Origin of the sequence: Bacillus kalamii (assembly GCF_047238185.1) — a bacterium.
Classification (GTDB): domain Bacteria; phylum Bacillota; class Bacilli; order Bacillales; family DSM-1321; genus Bacillus_AD.
In genome coordinates this window covers 586,467-603,849 of sequence record NZ_JBDFMI010000001.1, presented here as the reverse complement: position 1 = coordinate 603,849, position 17,383 = coordinate 586,467, and the positions used below count along the sequence as shown (strand labels likewise).

Below are 17,383 nucleotides of genomic sequence, written 5' to 3'. Positions count from 1 at the left end.
TCTTTTTCAATTGAACCAAGAATGGCCCCGCTTTTGGATCGGATGACAAACAGGCAAACTCCTCCTTTATGTGTATAGCTATCATTAGGCGATCAGGGATCCCTCTCTTATTATAGGCTTTGAATTATGTAGGGCGGATGAATGCCATGTAAAGTTTATGTATGGATTTCCAACGCTGCAGTAAAGTGTGAAATAAGAGGTTTCAGAGTGCCGTAAAAGAGACCGAGTGGATGCAGCCCGGTCTCTATTCTACACATTTTATTGGGTCCTAAGTCGAGCCACCCACATACGCTTCCTGGCTTGCTTTTTGCAAAAGTGTCTCCCTTCCATTTTTAACCACTGCTATTCATTCTATCTATTCTTCTTAATGGATGGCAGAAATTGAAGTTGACACCCTTTATGGCGAGCCTTTTTCCACGTTACATTTCTTTCTGATTCTGCTCGGCCAATTCTGTAGAAATTTTCCAGGTAACGCCATACTGATCTAACACTTGTCCATACGCCGGGCTCCAAAACGTTTCCTGCAATGGCATAATCACTGTACCGCCTTCCTCCAGGTTGCCGAATAGTTGCTGTGCTTGGCTGGCATCATCAACTATTATAGCTATAGTAACTTGAGAACCGATTTGATAAGGATTTCCAGGGAATTCATCCGATAGCATGAGTTGGGCTTCCCCTACCTTTAATTGCGCATTAAGGATAAGATTCTTCATCTCAGCAGGTGCTTCTTTCCCTTCAGGGCCGGGCATATCGCCGAATGTCTGGGCATTCAACACTTCTGCATGCAATGCTTTTTCATAGAACGCAATAGCCTCCTGGCCGTTTCCATTCGTAACTAAATAGGGCACAAGACCTTTTATCATATAATAACTCCTCTCCATCCTTCACATGTAACAAAAAGTCACTTTTCCAATTCGATATATTCCCTCAATAACTTCCAGCCTTTTTCTTCTTTTCTCCATAGAAACATACATTGGGCGTAATGGGGAACACCATCAATGAGATTCTTTTCCCTTCCGGAAACGATATACTCATTACCTCCATCGCGTTCAGCAATTAGGGCCGCTTCAAAACTCTTTTCCGCCTTGCCATATTGAACCAGCACACGTTCAAGGTCATACTGGTAGCCATATTGCTCTGGCAGCACCAAACCTGAATATGACCAATAGCCTATAAATTGCCGGGACATCCAGTACCTGATTGGATCCGGATTCTTACTTATGAAGCTATCATTCCAGGATGTAAAATACTCATTCACTATTGTCTTAATATCCGTCAATATCATCCCCTTTCTACTGCAATAGGTTCTATACACTGCTCTTGCAATCCTGCCCCAACAAATTTATTCCTACTAAATATCCTAAAAAGGATGGCTTCCAAAAGAAAACCTTTAAAAATTCCTTTATTTGTTAATTTATATAAGGATAAATGATAAGATTAAAAGAAAACTAGATGGAGGTATTTATGAAAAAAAGGACAATCGCATACACACTATTCATAGCCGGCACGGTTGGAATAACTTCTTTAGCCGGCAGCTTCGGTTCTGCACCCCCGGTGTTTGCCTCAGAAAACACGACCATTCATTATGATGACCAAGCAAAGGCTTTCTATCAAAAGATGCTTGAAGAAAAATATGCAGAAGCCTATCAAACACTGAACGCTAACTTAAAAAAGAATCTTCCAGCCGAGCTCTTGCCGATCATATGGCAGCAACTTCTTGCCCCCTATGGAAAACCACAAAAGATAGAAAATGTACACATAAAAAAAGATGGAGTTCACACGAACGTTACACTCATTTGTGCGACTGAGGCAACGAAAGTGAATATTATTCTCCGATATGACGACAAAGGGCTAATAGACGATTTTAACGCAACCTTTGATTCCACTGTATTTCCCTATAAAGCACCATCCTATGATCAAAAAACATATACCGAAAAGGAACTTGTAGTAGGCTCTGGCGAATTTGCGCTGCCGGCAGTTTTGGCCATCCCGAAAGGAAAAGGGCCTCATCCAGCAGTTGTACTCGTACACGGTTCAGGTCCAAACGATAAAGACGAAACCTTTTATTCCTATAAGGTATTCAAGGATCTTGCAGCTGGCCTGGCAAGCAAAGGAATTGCCGTCCTCCGATATGATAAGCGGACAAATGCCCATCAATTCAAGACGGTGCTCGACCCTTATTATTCCATTCAAAAAGAAACGGTTATGGATGCCAATGCAGCTATCAAACTATTAAAAACACAACCCGGCATTGATCCTCAACAATTATTTGTCTTTGGGCACAGCCAGGGAGCTTTCGCCATGCCGCTCATTCTCAACAATGATACAAGTGATGATATTAGAGGTGTCATCAATGCTGCAGGCCCTAACAGTAAATTTCATGAGCTCCTCTTGTGGCAAACTGAACAAATTTTAGAACGGGCCAAGAAAGCTAACGCTCCTGCGGAACAGATCAAACAAGCGGAAGAACAAGTAGTTATTTTGAAAAAACAAACAGCACTCCTTAATGACCACAGCTACACAACAGAACGCTTGCCAACCGAATTCGCCCTTGGAAACCCTTATTGGTGGTTTGATTTGCGTGATTATATCCCAACATCATTAGCCAAAAAGCAAAATAAGCCTATGCTGATCATACAAGGCGGCAAAGATATTCAGGTGCCTCCCACAGAATTGGATAAATGGAAAGAGGAATTAAAGGGAAAATCAAATGTCCTATATAAGCTTTATCCGAATATGTTCCACACCTTAGGAAATTACAGCGGGCAACCGGATGGCATCACTGAATATGTCACCTCCGGCAACGTATCTGAAGAAATGATTAATGATGTCTATAAATGGATCCAATCATTACAGCTTCCACCGTCCCATAAGGTTGATCCATCCACTTTTACCGATTATAAAACCGGACAATACTGGTCTGTCCCATTCGCCTGGGCATTGGATAAAGGAATCATCCTTGGCTATTCTAGAGAGAAAAAACTGAAACCAGGGCAATCCATGACTGAGTTGCAGTATTTGCACGTCTTCTTCCGCTATATTCTGGGCGACTCTTTTAAAGACCAATCACAGAAAACCGTCTATGCTCTCGCAAAAGAAAAAGGGCTTTCTATTAAAAACAAACCCTATTCGACCTTGACGCGCGGAGAAGCTGCCATCATGCTCGCAGAGGCTTTCACCCAAAAAAAGCTTTCCCAAAACGATGCCATTCAATGGCTATATGACCAAGGAGTAGTGAGAGGCTATTTGAATGTCTCATCCATTGAGTCTTTCAGGCCGAATGAAGCAATTACACGGGCGCACTTAATGACTATGTTCTATCACCTTGACCGAATATGGGCTAACGACACAGAAGCAGCCAAATAGTGCCAGGCATCCCCGCTTCGTCCTGTTTACCCTCTGCCATTCAGGGTATAGAGTGTTAGCAAAGAACATCGAACATGAGGTTGAATGAACCAGGATAGGAGAGAGTTACAGAATGAAAGCAATCATAGTCAAACAACCTGGCGGGCCGGAGGAGCTCTCCATAGCCGAACGGACAAAACCTTCCATCAAACCGGATGAATTGTTAATACAAGTAAAAGCAGTATCCATCAACAGAGCAGATATAGAAAAAAGAAAAGGAAATTATCCGGGCAACTCATTAAATGAACAGCTTTTGGGCCTTGAGATTTCGGGCATCGTAGAAAAAGTGGGAAAAGACGTTGCCGATTGGAAGCAGGGCGATAAAGTATTTGGCCTTTTAAATAACGGAGGATATGCGGAATTTGCCGCCATACAAGCTGCCAGAGCCATGAAAATCCCTGACGGTTGGACATTCGAACAAGCAGCCGCCGTTCCGGAAGTCTTCCTTACGGCTTATCAAACCTTGCATTGGATCGGCGCTCTAAAACAAAACGAGTGGGTGTTGATTCATGCTGGTGCAAGTGGTGTTGGCACGGCAGCCATTCAATTGGCCAAATTGGCGGATGCCCAGGTCATTGTTACAGCAGGTTCCGATGAAAAACTGGCTTTCTGCAGAGAACTAGGTGCCGATTACACCATTAATTACAAAACGCAGAACTTTGACGAAGAAGTTGCAGATATCACACGCGGAGAAGGGGTCCAACTCATCTTGGACTTTATTGGGGCATCCTACTGGAAACAGAATATTTCCTCGTTATCTCTCGATGGAAGAATGGTTTTAATTGGATTTCTCGGGGGATCGTTAATAGAACAAGTGGATCTCATGCCCCTTTTCAGCAAACGTGTTGAAATAAATGCAACTCTGCTAGGCACACGCAGTAACGATTATAAAGCAAGACTAACCCAGGAGTTTGCAGATAAGTACTTGCCTTTGCTAGAGAATGGAACGATTAAGCCCATCATCGATAAGGTCTTTCCTTTCGAAAAGATTGCCGAAGCGCATAAACATATGGAAGCAAGTAAAAATATCGGGAAAATCGTTGTGAAAATTGATTAAACAGTAAACCCCTATATAACCTATATAAGGGCCAAGCTTTTATTATTGTAAAAAAACACAAAGATACAACATAATAAAGACTAATGCAAAAAGGAATGGACCCCGCATACCACAGGGTCCATTCCTTTTTATTTCCATACTTCATCTGCTATACTTACAACCAATTCAAGCTTCTTCCACTGCTCTTCCTCGGTAATGATATTTCCTTCTTCTGTTGAAGAGAAGCCGCATTGGGGGCTTACGCATAGTTGATTCATATCTACATACTCAGCCGCTTCTTCAATGCGCTTCAAAATGCCTTCCCGGTTTTCCAACTCTCCGGTTTTAGACGTAATCAATCCAAGAACAACTTGCTGGCCTTTTATATAACGCAACGGCTTAAAATCCCCTGAACGGTCATTGTCATATTCCAGGAAGAAGCCATCCACTTCTGCATTCGCAAACAGTTCTTCCGCAACAGGATCATAGCCCCCTGAAGTGAGCCAAGTCGAACGGAAATTGCCTCGGCAAATATGCATCGTTATGATCATATCAGCTGGTCTGTCTTTGATCGATTCATTAATCAAACGAACATACTCTTTTGCTAGCTGGACTGGATCAATTCCTCTATCGCTATATTTCTTACGAGTTTCCTTAGAACTCAACCCTCCCCACGATGTATCATCCAGCTGTAAATAGCGGCAGCCTGCATCATAAAATGCTTGAATGGCCTTTTGATAGGCTTGTATGATATCTTGTAAGAGATCCTCATTCTCTTTATACATATCCAAAGGTTCATATTGTTCGTTTCTGACTACAGCCACCAAATGCAGCATGGCTGGTGAAGGAATAGTGAATTTGGCAATATGCTCCCCCGCTACACTTTTCAAATAACGGAAGTCTTCCAGCATAGGGTGTGCCTCGGAAAAACCGATTCTCCCATTTATTTCAATTGCTTCCGCTTTCGTTTGCACACCGCTGAATGCATACCCTTTATTCGTCTGTACCTTTTCGACTCCCTCTAAACCGGCCAAGAAATCAAAATGCCACCAAGAGCGTCTCAGCTCCCCATCGGTTACCGCCTTGAAACCAAGTTGCTTTTGTTTTTCCACTACTTTTTTAATCTCAACATCTTCAATAGAACGCAGCTGCTCTATTGTTATGTCCCCATTTTGAAATTGAAGGCGCGCTTCTTTTACGCTGTGCGGACGCAGTAGGCTACCCACATGATCCGCCCTGAAAGGTGCTTGATCACGCTTAACTGCCTGTTTGAAAGTATTGCTCATTATCTGTTTCCTCCCCATGAAGCTGAATTTTGCATATATATCATATCGCCCATCCAAATGGACGGTATGCAGCAATCAAAACAAAAAGTCCCATCTTCTATAAAGAAGACGAGACTATTATCACGTGTTACCACTTCCATTTACCTACATTTCACAATGCAAGCCTTGAAAAGTACAAATCCTAAACATCCGGATCGAACTTTATTGCTATAACAGGCAAACCTGTCGCAGCCTAGATGCAACTAATACGAATCAATAGCATATCGGTGCGCCACTCAAGAGCCATTTTCAGCTTTTCTCTATCTATTCCTTTTCAGCTACCGGAACTCTCTGCCAGATGTCTGAACAGCTTACTCTCTCTATCATTGTGTTTAAAAAATGAAAATCCACTTTAATTATCAGTAATTATAGAATAGTCAGTCTAATTAGTCAAGGAAGCTTTGTTATTTGCAATTTAGCAAGTACCTTATCTATGGAATCCCATTCATATATAGATTCATTTAACACTTTTCCGCCAATTTTTATCTGAACAGTATTTACTAATTCTGCACCATAATATTCATAAAAATATTTTGTTTTATTGTCCTCTAATACTTCTACAAAGATTTTATTATATCCGATGGTTTTAAAATGTGAAAAAGCCTCTTGTAATAGTTTTTTTCCAATACCCTTACCTTTATATTCTTCACATGCATAAATCGAAGTCAAATCGCCTGAATTTTCCACTAGGTTTGTTTCTCTTTTTCCTGCCGTTACAAAAGCGATAACTTGTCCTTCCTCATTTTCAGCAATAACAATATAATTGTTTTTATCGCTTATATTTTTTTTCCAAAGCTCTGTTCTACTCTCATATGATAAATGGTTTAACAATTCTTCTGGCATTATTCCTTTATAAGTTGCCCTCCAACTATCAACGTGCACCTTAGCAATTCCATCAGCATCCAATATATTGGCTTCTCTAATCTTCATACATTTCCCCCTTTCTTTACAGATTCTTTTTCGGCAAAAATCTTCAAATACCTTTTGATTTTTCGCAATGCGTTAGTTTCAACTAAAGATAAAAGGCCTTCTTACCAATGTATTTGAAGGCCTTTATTCATTATTTTTCTTTTGTATTCACGAAATTACTTTTATCAATAATGCTAAAAACATATGTATGTTTGCCAGCGTTGCCTTCATACTTAGCGTATTGGAGGATATATTCCTCATCAAGAATGGCTTTTCGTTTAATTTTCATTTTATTTTTAGGTTTTTTCCCTTTTAAGGCTTCTTCCCAACTATAGTCATAGGTCATCAGTAAATCCTTTTTCAATTTCCCTAAATTTTCATCAGAAATATTATATCCGATTTCCTTTAATAGGACCTTCATGACCTTATCTGCATCTTTATCCTCTTTAGGAAAATTAAATTGGACGTATGTCAATTGATCTTTTTTGCTATTGAAATTGAAATTGTAGCCTTTTTCCTTATCCACAAATGAACGGTATTCAACTCCGCTATTTTCGCCTTCACTCGTTTTTTCAGTGAACAAATCTTCTCCATAGGCTATATTGACTGCGTCTGTATATTCTGAAATAGATCGGTCTACTGCTTCACCTTTGTTTTGGTCCGGTTCTTTAGAGGCGCTGCATCCCACAACCCCTGTGATGAGCATGGCTGACAGAATGAAGCCTGTACCTATTTTTTTGATGTTCATGTTAAAACTCCTATCATTAATGTAATACCTTCAAATCATACACCAAAACCAATAGGTAATGCATCATTCGAAGTCATGGAAGAATTATGTCCATTTTTTTGATTCCCTATTTTTATGCATCTCAATCATCTTTCTGGACTCCACCCGCCTTCGTTATCCAAAATATGGAACAAGCAGTAATTTGATTACGGTCTGAATATAACATTTACTACTTACAAATTCTAAATATAAATCGTTGAAAGAGAGGTGTATACCCATGCATACAGTCTGGAAAGGCAGCATCTCATTCGGGTTGGTGAACATTCCTGTGAAGCTCTTCTCTGCAGTGGAAGACCGTGATATTAAATTTCGCCAATTCCATAAGGACTGCCTGTCTCCTATTAAGTACCGGAAAGTAGCAGAGTGCGATGATGATGTTACCAGCGATGAGATCATTAAAGTATACGAATCGCCGAATGGCCGTTTTATAGAAATAACCGAGGATGAAATCAAAAAACTAAAAGAAGAGCACGAAGTCAAACAAGTATCCATCATTGACTTTGTGAAGCTGTCAGAAATCGATCCCATTTACTATGATAAAACCTATTATGTAGGAGCAGATAGCGGCGGTTCAAAGCCCTATACACTTCTATCAGAAATCCTGAAAAAAGCTAAGAAAATCGGCATTGCCAAAATTTCCATCAGAAGCAAAGAAAGACTGGCTGCCATCAGGCCGCACCAAAATATGCTGCTTTTAGAAACGCTTCATTTTCCTGACGAAGTCCGCGATGCCAATAATGTACCAGCCGGCATTGCCGGCCAAACAGCACTATCTGAGAAGGAATTCGATATCGGCATGATGCTGATCGACCAACTGACAACCAAATTTGACCCTTCCAAATACACGGATACGTACAGGACTGCACTTGAACAGCTAATCCAGGAAAAAATGGAGAGAAACGAATTCATCACTACTACCGTAACTGATTCAGACGATGACAGAAGCAATGTGGTGGATCTTATGGCTGCACTTCAGGCATCTATTGAAAAAACAAAGCCTAAGCCCCCAAATAAACCTAAAACTGCAAAAACTAAGACGTCTGCCAAGAAAACAAGTTAATCTACTATGGGAAGGAGTCCGCCAAAATGCCCCTACAACCTATTATCCCCTTCGAACCAGTGTACGCTGACCGTATCCCCGAGGGAGATGACTGGATCCATCAAGTAAAATGGGATGGCGTCAGAGTACTTGTCTATAAAAACAGACAGGCAACGTCCCTGTTCAACAGGCACTTGAATGAACGAACCCACATGTATCCGGAAATAAATGAAGCATCCCTTTATACAGATGCTTCAACTGCGATACTGGACGGCGAGGTGATTGCTCTGGACCATACGGGGGCCCCTTCCTTCCATGAGGTTATGAGGCGGGACGGAATCAGGAATTTGCATCATATCCCTTCCGTATCTGAAGCGGTTCCCGTCTATTACATGATTTTTGATATTATTTATTGCAATGGTTGCTGGACCAACCAGCGCCCTCTTCATGAACGGCTTGCCCTTTTACATGAAGTGGTCAAACCGAATCGCTCCATCCAAATCGTTCCACAGCATGACGATGGAAATGCACTATTTTCGGTCGTACAGCAGCACCATTTAGAAGGAATTGTCTCCAAAAAGAAAGATAGCCTCTATGAAATCAAGGGGAAAAATGATCAGTGGAGAAAAATAAAAAACTATAAGGATTTGATTGCCATCGTAGGCGGGGTTTCTTACCGGTCCGGCAGAGCCTCCTCCCTTCTGCTTGGTTTGTTTGATTCATCCGGCCAGTTACAATTCATTGGAAATGCCGGTCCGGGAAGGCTGACCCAAAAGGAATGGCAAACTTTCTTGCACGCACTTGATTCCTTTACATCCGTATCCCCGCCTTTTATGCCCTTTAAGGATGTCCCTAAATCTGTACATTGGCTTAAGCCGGTAATAACGGTTAAGGTGCAGTATATCGAATGGCCTGAAGGGCATTCATTGCGGCAGCCGACTATTCAGGCATTTGTCAGCCGCACGCCTGAAAGTTGTATCTTACCTGATTGAAAGGAGATGTCTATGGAAACCAAACAAGGGGACTTCATTGTACTTGGTATGAATAAAACAGGCACATTTGATGTAGGTATCGTCAAGGCAGGCCACATTACAGCTATCGGAACTTTTTCAGAGGGCATGAAGCTAGAAGAAAGAAACTCCCTCGTTGACACTATGCGGAGCCATGGGACAAAATCAGCTGATGGCGCCATTTCGATTGAACCGGGCATATGCCTTGAGCTTTCCTTTGAACACATCGAAAAGGGAATGCTGGTAAATGCACGTTTCATTTCCTTTAAGTTCCATGCCCATTGGAAGGATTGTACGTGGGAAAGGATGATTCTTTCCTTGACGGGTCCACCAGATATTAAATTAACCCATCCAGAAAAAATCATGTGGACAAAACCAGCTATTAATAAAGGGGAAATGATTGAATATCTAGCCCAAGCCGGCCCATTTATGCTGCCATTCCTAAAGGATAAGCGATTGACTACGATCCGCTTTCCTGATGGAATTGAAGGGGAGGCTTTCTTTCAGAAAAATTGCCCTGCCTATGCCCCTGATTTCATAGAAGTGTCTGGTGCAGAAGGCATTCAATATATTGTATGCAACTCCTTGAATACACTCGTTTGGCTTGGAAACCAAGCGGCAATTGAATTTCACGTTCCCTTCCAGACCATTCAAGATGCTAAACCAAATGAAATCGTCTTCGACCTCGATCCCCCCAGCAGAGATGCCTTCCCTCTCGCCATTAAAGCAGCTTTAATGATGAAGGGCATTTTTGAGGGATTTGGAATCTGCAGCTTTCCTAAGCTTTCCGGCAGCAAAGGGATTCAGATCCATATCCCGATTGCCTCGACTGGCCTAACATATATGCATACAAAAGAATTCACTCAATTCATTGCTACCTTTCTCTCCGAGCAGCACCCTGATTCCTTCACAACTGAACGGTTAAAGAAAAACAGGAAAGGCAGGCTCTATTTGGATTATGTACAGCATGCCGAAGGAAAAACGATTATCGCCCCTTACTCTCCACGCGGAAAGATTGGAGCCACAGTGGCTGTGCCGCTCTATTGGGATGAATTACAGATGGATTTGCGCATGGAGGATTATACAATCCGTTCTGTTTTGGATCGCCTTTCAACCACTGAATGCCCGATGGCGCATTACTTCGAACAGGATAATTCCATATTAATACAACTCATTGAACATATTAAAGAAAAGAGGAAGAGCACCCCGTAACGACATGCTTCTTCCTCTATTTTGTTTCTATAGGGTAATGCCGCAATCCTTGCATGTTTCCCGCCCATTTATCGAGTGCCTCTTCTTATGGGGACACACAAGCTGCAGCTGCTTAGCCAGTTTTCCCTGCAACCGTTTCATCCTCTCTAACTCGGCTAGAGAAGCATCATGCAAAATTTTCGCAGACTTAAAATCGTCCATATGTTTATTTTTTCGAATCTGTTTTTTTATATATTCTACTTGCTCTCCAGTCAGTTCACACATAAACATCCACTTTTCATCCTTCATGCCAATTATGGCATGTTCACTGGGAACCATTTCGCTGGCCCATTCTTGGCTATCTAAATCCATGAGTGATAGATCTGTAAAATTAAATGAAAGATTCATGAAATACACCCTCTATCTAAATGTTGTCCTCTTATAGAGCATCGGTTTAAATAATCTTTATTTTATACCTATTTGTACATTTTTTAAAAACCATAGTAAGACAACATAAAGAGCTAATTGCACTACTAGCTAAGGCTAAAGGACCTAGGTCTTATGGAAATATTGTCCAAAACAAAGTACAATTTTTCTTAATAGTAGAAACTAAGACTAGGAATAAAATTCACAGGAGGAAAATATGAAAAAAAGGTATACTTTACCTTTATTGCTCATTTGCATTTCTGCGCTGGCATCTGGTTGCAGCATAAAAAAAGATGATTTCAACCTTGAAAAAATCCAAAAGATTGAAGTTGCTTCATCCCAAAACCCTGAAACGATTTTACAAGTAATCAACAATAACAAGGATGTAAAAGAATTTACCCATTCGCTTAAAATCGATAAATGGAAGCAAGTAGAAGTCCCATCAAAAGAAACGGAAGGAATTATATATAAGATGTACCAAGAAGATACGATCAAGCTTGGCCAATCCAAAACGAATGAAAAAGAAATGAAACAAGTAGCTGCCATTATTACTTATAAAGATAGCCCTTATGTAACATTCATTCAAAAGAAGCTCGCAATCACATTCAAGCTTCCTAAGGATGCAGCCAAGCACCTTTCCCGCATAGGAAACTAAATGCTTTGAAAAAACAAAAAAATCACTCAAACATTTTGAGTGATTTTCCAATCTGAACTTTACGAAACAAAATAAAGTTCTTGCGACGTCCTGGGAGGGATTCGAACCCCCGACCGACGGCTTAGAAGGCCGTTGCTCTATCCAGCTGAGCTACCAGGACATAATATGTAATCAATTTTGCAGTTCCTTTTATCAAGGACAAGTATTATTATAGCGCCATATCAAAGGAAAGTCAACATTTTTTCAAAAGAATTAACATCATAACGATAATGGATCACAGGGTGTTTCTTTCCCTGTAATCCATTATACATCAAATTATTTGATTTTGTAAGATGCAGATAAAGATTGTATCGTTTTTCCTTCATCATCCAGGAATTGTACATTTGCTTTTGAATCTTCTATTTCAAGTATGGCGAATGACTTTTCCTTACGGCCCCTCGGCAATGAAATACTTCCTGGATTAATGTAAATCAGTCCGTCATCCCCTTGCATACTGCCTGCATGGTGGGAATGCCCGAAGCAGACGAATTGCGCCTCCGCCTCTTCTGCTTTATAGGTTATACTCTGTAAATTCATTTTGATATTGTATAAATGGCCATGCGTAATGAAAAAACGGTAACCTCCGATTTCTTCTGTCCGTTCGTTAGGGAAGGCGGAATCATAATCACAATTCCCACGCACATACGTAAAGCCTTCTATCGCTTCATCTCCGTTGTTCAACTCAGAATCTCCGCAATGGATCATAGCAGCCATTTCTGAAGCATATCGGGCTTTCAGCTTATGCAAAATGTCTGTCTGCCCATGGCTGTCACTTACAATAAGAATTTTCACAATGAACGCTCCTTTCAAACTACAGTTTCAGGATGGATGCCTGAAGCTTTCTGAGTGCGTTGGACCGGTGGCTGATTTGATTTTTTTGTTCCGGTTTCAGTTCAGCCATTGATTTACCCAATGATTCCACATAGAAAATGGGATCATAGCCGAAGCCATTGCTGCCTGTTCGTTCATGCAGGATAAATCCTTCCACCGTTCCTGAAAATGTAACAGTTTGCTGTCCAGGTATTGCGACCGCCAATGCACAGTAAAAACGTGCCGTCCGCTCTCTATCCGGGATCCCTTCGAGCTCCGCCAATACTTTATCGATATTGGCTTCATCATCCTTCTGTTCACCGGCATATCGCGCAGAATAGACGCCCGGTCGGCCATCTAGGGCATCGATGATTAATCCAGAATCATCGGAAATAACCATTGTATTGAATTGGCCGCAAAGCGCTTCCGCTTTTAATATAGCATTTTCCTCAAATGTACTTCCTGTTTCTTCAACATCCATGGCATTTTCTACATCCAACAGTGTACATACCTCGTACCCGAGGGGATAGAAAAGTGTTTCAAATTCTTTCGCTTTCCCTTTATTCTTTGTGGCTATAATTACTTTTTTCATTCTTATCACCCTTTTTGAATAGAAATCAATGAAGCAATATCACCAAGCGCTTCTTTCTGCAGCTGAATCAACTCTTTAACACCAGAGTCTGCTAATCCAAGCAGTTCCTGCAGCTGTGGATAAGAGAAAGTCGCTTCTTCTCCTGTCCCCTGCAATTCGACAAATTCACCGCTGCCTGTCATGACAACATTCATATCCACTTCAGCACTTGAATCCTCTACATAATCCAAGTCTAACACAGCTCCTGCCCCTTCGATCATACCGACGCTTGTAGCTGCCAAATACTCTTTGATTGGAAAGCTTGGAAGGTTCTTTTCACTTTTTAATTTATGGAAAGCCAACACCATTGCGACAAACGCACCCGTAATGGATGCTGTCCGTGTTCCCCCGTCTGCCTGAATAACATCGCAATCCACCCAAACGGTTCTTTCTCCCATGGCTTCCAAGTCAACTACAGCACGTAAAGCCCGTCCAATCAATCGCTGGATTTCCATCGTACGGCCAGTAATTTTCCCTTTTGCCGCTTCCCTGATATTGCGCTGGGCAGTGGCAGCCGGCAGCATGCTATATTCAGCTGTTACCCAGCCCTTTCCTTCCCCGCGCATAAAAGGCGGAACCCGATCCTCAATAGTCGCTGTACAAATGACTTTCGTATCCCCTACAGTGATAAGCACGGACCCAGCCGGATGCTTCAAATATCCTGTTTCTATATGTATATCCCTTAATTGATTATTACTTCGGCCATCATGGCGCATATCTATTCCTCCTTATGGCTTTTCTGTTATGCTAACAGCTTATCTGGATGAACACAATAAATAAGAGGCGGCTATACAGATATAGCCAACCTCTATATGTGCTACTCATTAGTATAACAAAAAATGGGCCTTTACAAACTAGTGCTGTTCACTTTTTGCGGACGCATGACCGGCTCGTTCAATTCTTTGCCATCCTCTGTCTTTAGTGAAGGCTTTCCTTTTACAAGGATATCAACCTTTTTAATGTTCTTTTGTTCAGTCAAAGACAGGACCAAGGCATCGATTAGACGCTGTGAAACTGTATTTTCTTCAAAACTTCCATAAATGCTTTCAGAGAAATTCAATGTCAATTCCCCATCCTTTACTTTAGGGGGATCCAATAAAGCCAATTCAGGCATAAACTCGGTCACCAGATTACTTTTACCCGAAGGCACTTCTGCCAACTGGTTTACGACAGCAGTAGCCATATCCTTTTCACTCGAGCTGATGCGCTTTGTAACAGGGACATAATAATAGTTATCCGCTTTTCCGCCTAAGTAATAAACAGTCAGCGGTTTTGTGTTGGTCAGATCCGCAATATCGGACGTATCTATATTAATGCCGCTAGCCCTGGATAAATGTTTGGAGATAGGCGTATGGTTCACTGGCATTTCCTTCAACTCATGCCCATTCATTTTTAGCGTTACATTCTTGACATTATCAAATTGGGTAATGGTCCAGGTGATAGCCTCTAAAATCCGCAGCTCATCTTTCTTTTCGTAATTAGCGAATTCTTTAGAGAAATCGACCGTCGTTTTCCCATCCTTGGCAACATCCACATCGACCTGTGTGTCCGCCGGAAGAACTGCACGGAAACCGGAAGGCAACAAGTTTGAAACAGGGCCGTCCTTCACTAAATATTCCAGTGCTTGCTTTGTCACACCTTGTGTATTCGGCAAAGCCATGGTTCGGGGAACAACGTATCCATTCTTATCGATCAAATATAATTCTGTTACGACTTTCCCTTCTGCGGCATCATTCTTTGCCGTCTTTTCTTTCGTATCGGCTTTTTCATTCAGCGATGCGCTGTCATTGACCATTACTTCTCTCTGCGGCGGATCAATCGCCTTTTCCTTTGTATTGAACAGACCGCACCCGCCTAGAATGACCGAAGAAGCCAGCACGGTTGTTGCGATTGCCGCACTTGTTTTCTTAGACATTTTTTTCCCTCCTACCATGGTTTGTACTATTATGTATACGAGCCTTACATAAAAATAGACCGGAGAGAGGAAAAAAATAAACGGGCAGCATTGTTTATACACGTAAAAAAAGAGCTCTCAACAGAGAGCTCTAAGATAGTTTAATAGAATATACGTGCTGAAGGTCCTGATGCAACCAGGAGGAAGCAATACGATGGAACATATCCCTTGATCCAGTCGTATAAAAATAATGCTCCGGTTTCTTTTTCCCTTTATTTAAAAGGCCATTGTATTCAAGGATTGCACTTGTTTCCCTTGCTGTTTCATCGCCTGATGAAATCACTTTGACCCGTTTGCCTACCGTTGATGAAATAACCGGCCCCAACAAAGGATAATGCGTACATCCCAATATTAAAGTATCTATACCGCTCCCCTTAAAAGGAGCAAGGGATTCAGCCACAACCTTTTTCGCCAGCGGGCTCGATACTTCCCCACTTTCTACAATCGGGACAAACTTAGGGCAAGCAATGCTTTTGACTTCCACCTGCTCGTTGATTGCCTGCAATGCGTTTGGATAGGCTTCGCTTTTCACAGTGCCTACTGTGCCGATCACACCAATCTTCATATTGGTTGAATTTTTGATGGCAGCACGCGCACCTGGCTGAATAACACCAAGCACTGGAATAGGGACTGATTTTTTTATATCGTCCAACGCGGCGGCTGTTGCTGTATTGCAGGCTATGACCAACATTTTTATTTGTTTCTTCAATAAAAAATCCGTTAATTGCCACGTGAAGTTACGCACTTCCTCTTTCGTCCTTGGTCCATATGGACATCTTAAATTATCTCCTAGATAGATAATTTGTTCATACGGCAGCTGGCGGATAATTTCTTTAGCCACTGTAAGGCCGCCAACGCCTGAATCGATTATGCCGATTGGTTGATTCACAATATCGCCTCAGTTTTCTTTCATTTCTTGATGTAATTTAATTAATGAGCGATTCAGTGAAATAATTTCTTCGTCGCTATAATCAAGTAAAATATCCGTTAGGTACCCCTGTCTTTTGCTTACGACATCATCGATGATCCTTTTTCCTTCTGCCAACAGATGGATGCGGATCACTCTTCGGTCTTGATCGTCTTTTATGCGTTTCAATAGTTCCTTTTTTTCCATGCGGTCCACTAAATCTGTTGTCGTGCTGCATGCAAGGAACATTTTATTCGACAATTCCCCGATTGTCATGTCTCCGTCTTCATTCAGCCATTGTAAAGCGATGAACTGAGGCGGTGTTATCGAATAGTCGCCCAATAACTCCCTGCCCTTTTGCTTTACGATTGCAGATATGAATCGCAGCTCTTTCTCTATGGAAGCCACTAAGGCATTATCTTGCATATTTTGGTCCTTACTCATAATCACAACCCCTGGAATTTTTCTACTGCTATTATCTATCATTTTCACCCAATTGCAAAGAAATTTCAAGTTCATGGAATCAGACAGTTTGGCAAGCCTCCAACCACGGGGATTCGACAGTCTGTCCAGGCTTCCACTATGTACAGCAATATGGATATGTACATCATGCATACAAAGAAAGGAATAACCGTTTTAGCCCTTTTCCGCAAAAAAAAAGCAGCAATGACAAACTTGATCAACAACCTAGAATCAAGTCCATGATTACTGCTTATATACATGGAGCGACTGATCAAACCATCAACTGGCAAGCATCGCAAGCAATATATGCTATAAATGAAGTTCCCCCATGCGAAGGAGTTCTACTACTGCTTGTGAACGCCCTTTCACGCCAAGCTTTTGCATGGCATTTGAAATGTGGTTCCGAACTGTTTTTTCACTTATGAACAGTTCGCCGGCAATTTCCTTCGTAGTCTTATCCTGAACTAATAACTCGAAAACTTCTTTTTCTCTTTTGGTGAGTAATGGCTTATGAGTGAATTCATTCTCCTTCAAGTACTGTAACCCTCCTTGCCTTGACCAGCTGTAACCTAGGAATGGGTATAGATTTAGTCAACTTATCATATGATACGTTGCCGAAGGAAGTGACGATTAATTTGCAGGCTTTTATTATTCTATTCATGAGCGTCTGTGTTTAGTATCATTTCAAGTGCAAACGATCCCTTCAGCAAGGGACAAACAATGGGCCTCTTCCGATATAGTCAGCCAGTAAGCTAAACCGCCGAGGAATCACTCTGTCCTATCACCGGAAGCAATGC

Annotated in this window: 19 protein-coding genes, 1 tRNA gene and 1 other annotated feature; of the genes, 6 read left to right on the top strand and 14 right to left on the bottom strand. The window is 41.6% G+C overall.

All coding sequences use genetic code 11. The annotated features are described in order from the left end of the window. Positions 1–419 precede the first annotated feature (419 nt). Complete coding sequence (locus ABC357_RS03105) at positions 420–863, bottom strand: VOC family protein (protein ID WP_412886093.1); 444 nt, start codon at positions 861–863, stop codon at positions 420–422. A 38-nt stretch (positions 864–901) separates the two neighbouring features. Beyond that, positions 902–1,285: a DUF4440 domain-containing protein gene (locus tag ABC357_RS03100; protein WP_412886092.1), complete on the bottom strand. Its 384-nt coding sequence runs from the start codon at positions 1,283–1,285 to the stop codon at positions 902–904. A gap of 179 nt (positions 1,286–1,464) precedes the next feature. Here ABC357_RS03100 and ABC357_RS03095 point away from each other — a divergent pair, with 179 nt between their 5' ends. Together ABC357_RS03095 and ABC357_RS03090 are read left to right on the top strand one after the other, a co-directional pair. Further along, positions 1,465–3,366, top strand: a complete 1,902-nt coding sequence (locus ABC357_RS03095) for a serine aminopeptidase domain-containing protein (RefSeq protein ID WP_412886091.1) — start codon at positions 1,465–1,467, stop codon at positions 3,364–3,366. 112 nt (positions 3,367–3,478) lie between these two features. Further along, positions 3,479–4,462 (top strand): NAD(P)H-quinone oxidoreductase, encoded by a 984-nt coding sequence (locus ABC357_RS03090; protein ID WP_412886090.1) that lies wholly within the window; start codon positions 3,479–3,481, stop codon positions 4,460–4,462. 128 nt (positions 4,463–4,590) lie between these two features. Here ABC357_RS03090 and ABC357_RS03085 read toward each other — a convergent pair whose 3' ends face one another. The 3 genes from ABC357_RS03085 to ABC357_RS03075 all read right to left on the bottom strand — a co-directional run bounded on the left by ABC357_RS03085 (position 4,591) and on the right by ABC357_RS03075 (position 7,423). Next, positions 4,591–5,727 carry a 5-methyltetrahydropteroyltriglutamate--homocysteine S-methyltransferase gene (locus ABC357_RS03085; protein ID WP_412886089.1) on the bottom strand — a complete coding sequence of 379 codons (1,137 nt, stop codon included), beginning with the start codon at positions 5,725–5,727 and terminating at the stop codon, positions 4,591–4,593. 101 nt (positions 5,728–5,828) lie between these two features. Next, positions 5,829–6,102, bottom strand: a binding site (T-box leader). A gap of 54 nt (positions 6,103–6,156) precedes the next feature. After that, a complete protein-coding gene (locus ABC357_RS03080) occupies positions 6,157–6,696 on the bottom strand; it encodes a GNAT family N-acetyltransferase (RefSeq protein ID WP_412886088.1) in 540 nt (179 codons plus the stop codon). Positions 6,697–6,826: 130 nt separating this feature from the next. Continuing rightward, a complete protein-coding gene (locus ABC357_RS03075; protein WP_412886087.1) occupies positions 6,827–7,423 on the bottom strand; it encodes a hypothetical protein in 597 nt (198 codons plus the stop codon). A 256-nt stretch (positions 7,424–7,679) separates the two neighbouring features. Between ABC357_RS03075 and ku the strand changes: the two genes are divergently transcribed. From ku to ligD, 3 genes are read left to right on the top strand one after another with little or no spacing between them, the layout of a single operon-like run. Then, a complete protein-coding gene (ku, locus tag ABC357_RS03070; RefSeq protein WP_412886086.1) occupies positions 7,680–8,522 on the top strand; it encodes a non-homologous end joining protein Ku in 843 nt (280 codons plus the stop codon). A gap of 26 nt (positions 8,523–8,548) precedes the next feature. Next, positions 8,549–9,493, top strand: coding sequence for an ATP-dependent DNA ligase (locus ABC357_RS03065; protein WP_412886085.1), 945 nt, complete (start codon positions 8,549–8,551; stop codon positions 9,491–9,493). Between the two features lie 12 nt (positions 9,494–9,505). Further along, positions 9,506–10,723 carry a DNA ligase D gene (gene ligD, locus ABC357_RS03060; RefSeq protein ID WP_412886084.1) on the top strand — a complete coding sequence of 406 codons (1,218 nt, stop codon included), beginning with the start codon at positions 9,506–9,508 and terminating at the stop codon, positions 10,721–10,723. Between the two features lie 27 nt (positions 10,724–10,750). Here ligD and ABC357_RS03055 read toward each other — a convergent pair whose 3' ends face one another. After that, positions 10,751–11,110 carry a hypothetical protein gene (locus tag ABC357_RS03055; protein ID WP_412886083.1) on the bottom strand — a complete coding sequence of 120 codons (360 nt, stop codon included), beginning with the start codon at positions 11,108–11,110 and terminating at the stop codon, positions 10,751–10,753. 235 nt (positions 11,111–11,345) lie between these two features. Between ABC357_RS03055 and ABC357_RS03050 the strand changes: the two genes are divergently transcribed. Beyond that, the gene (locus tag ABC357_RS03050) at positions 11,346–11,783 is read left to right on the top strand and encodes a hypothetical protein (RefSeq protein WP_412886082.1); all 438 of its coding nucleotides are present in this window, start codon (positions 11,346–11,348) and stop codon (positions 11,781–11,783) included. Positions 11,784–11,869: 86 nt separating this feature from the next. On the opposite strand, the gene ABC357_RS03045 is transcribed toward ABC357_RS03050, so the two are convergent. The 8 genes from ABC357_RS03045 to ABC357_RS03010 all read right to left on the bottom strand — a co-directional run bounded on the left by ABC357_RS03045 (position 11,870) and on the right by ABC357_RS03010 (position 17,120). Next, positions 11,870–11,943 (bottom strand) — tRNA-Arg (locus ABC357_RS03045). Positions 11,944–12,098: 155 nt separating this feature from the next. Continuing rightward, positions 12,099–12,614: a metallophosphoesterase family protein gene (locus tag ABC357_RS03040; RefSeq protein WP_412886081.1), complete on the bottom strand. Its 516-nt coding sequence runs from the start codon at positions 12,612–12,614 to the stop codon at positions 12,099–12,101. A gap of 19 nt (positions 12,615–12,633) precedes the next feature. Next, positions 12,634–13,224: an XTP/dITP diphosphatase gene (locus ABC357_RS03035; protein ID WP_412886080.1), complete on the bottom strand. Its 591-nt coding sequence runs from the start codon at positions 13,222–13,224 to the stop codon at positions 12,634–12,636. A 5-nt stretch (positions 13,225–13,229) separates the two neighbouring features. Further along, the gene (gene rph / locus ABC357_RS03030; RefSeq protein ID WP_412886079.1) at positions 13,230–13,979 is read right to left on the bottom strand and encodes a ribonuclease PH; all 750 of its coding nucleotides are present in this window, start codon (positions 13,977–13,979) and stop codon (positions 13,230–13,232) included. Positions 13,980–14,110: 131 nt separating this feature from the next. Next, positions 14,111–15,178, bottom strand: a complete 1,068-nt coding sequence (locus ABC357_RS03025) for a GerMN domain-containing protein (RefSeq protein WP_412886078.1) — start codon at positions 15,176–15,178, stop codon at positions 14,111–14,113. A 130-nt stretch (positions 15,179–15,308) separates the two neighbouring features. Beyond that, on the bottom strand, positions 15,309–16,106 hold the full coding sequence (gene racE, locus ABC357_RS03020) for a glutamate racemase (protein ID WP_412886077.1): 798 nt from the start codon (positions 16,104–16,106) through the stop codon (positions 15,309–15,311). A gap of 9 nt (positions 16,107–16,115) precedes the next feature. After that, positions 16,116–16,568, bottom strand: a complete 453-nt coding sequence (locus tag ABC357_RS03015; RefSeq protein ID WP_412886076.1) for a MarR family winged helix-turn-helix transcriptional regulator — start codon at positions 16,566–16,568, stop codon at positions 16,116–16,118. A gap of 327 nt (positions 16,569–16,895) precedes the next feature. Then, positions 16,896–17,120, bottom strand: a complete 225-nt coding sequence (locus ABC357_RS03010) for a helix-turn-helix domain-containing protein (RefSeq protein WP_042345475.1) — start codon at positions 17,118–17,120, stop codon at positions 16,896–16,898. Positions 17,121–17,383 lie beyond the last annotated feature (263 nt).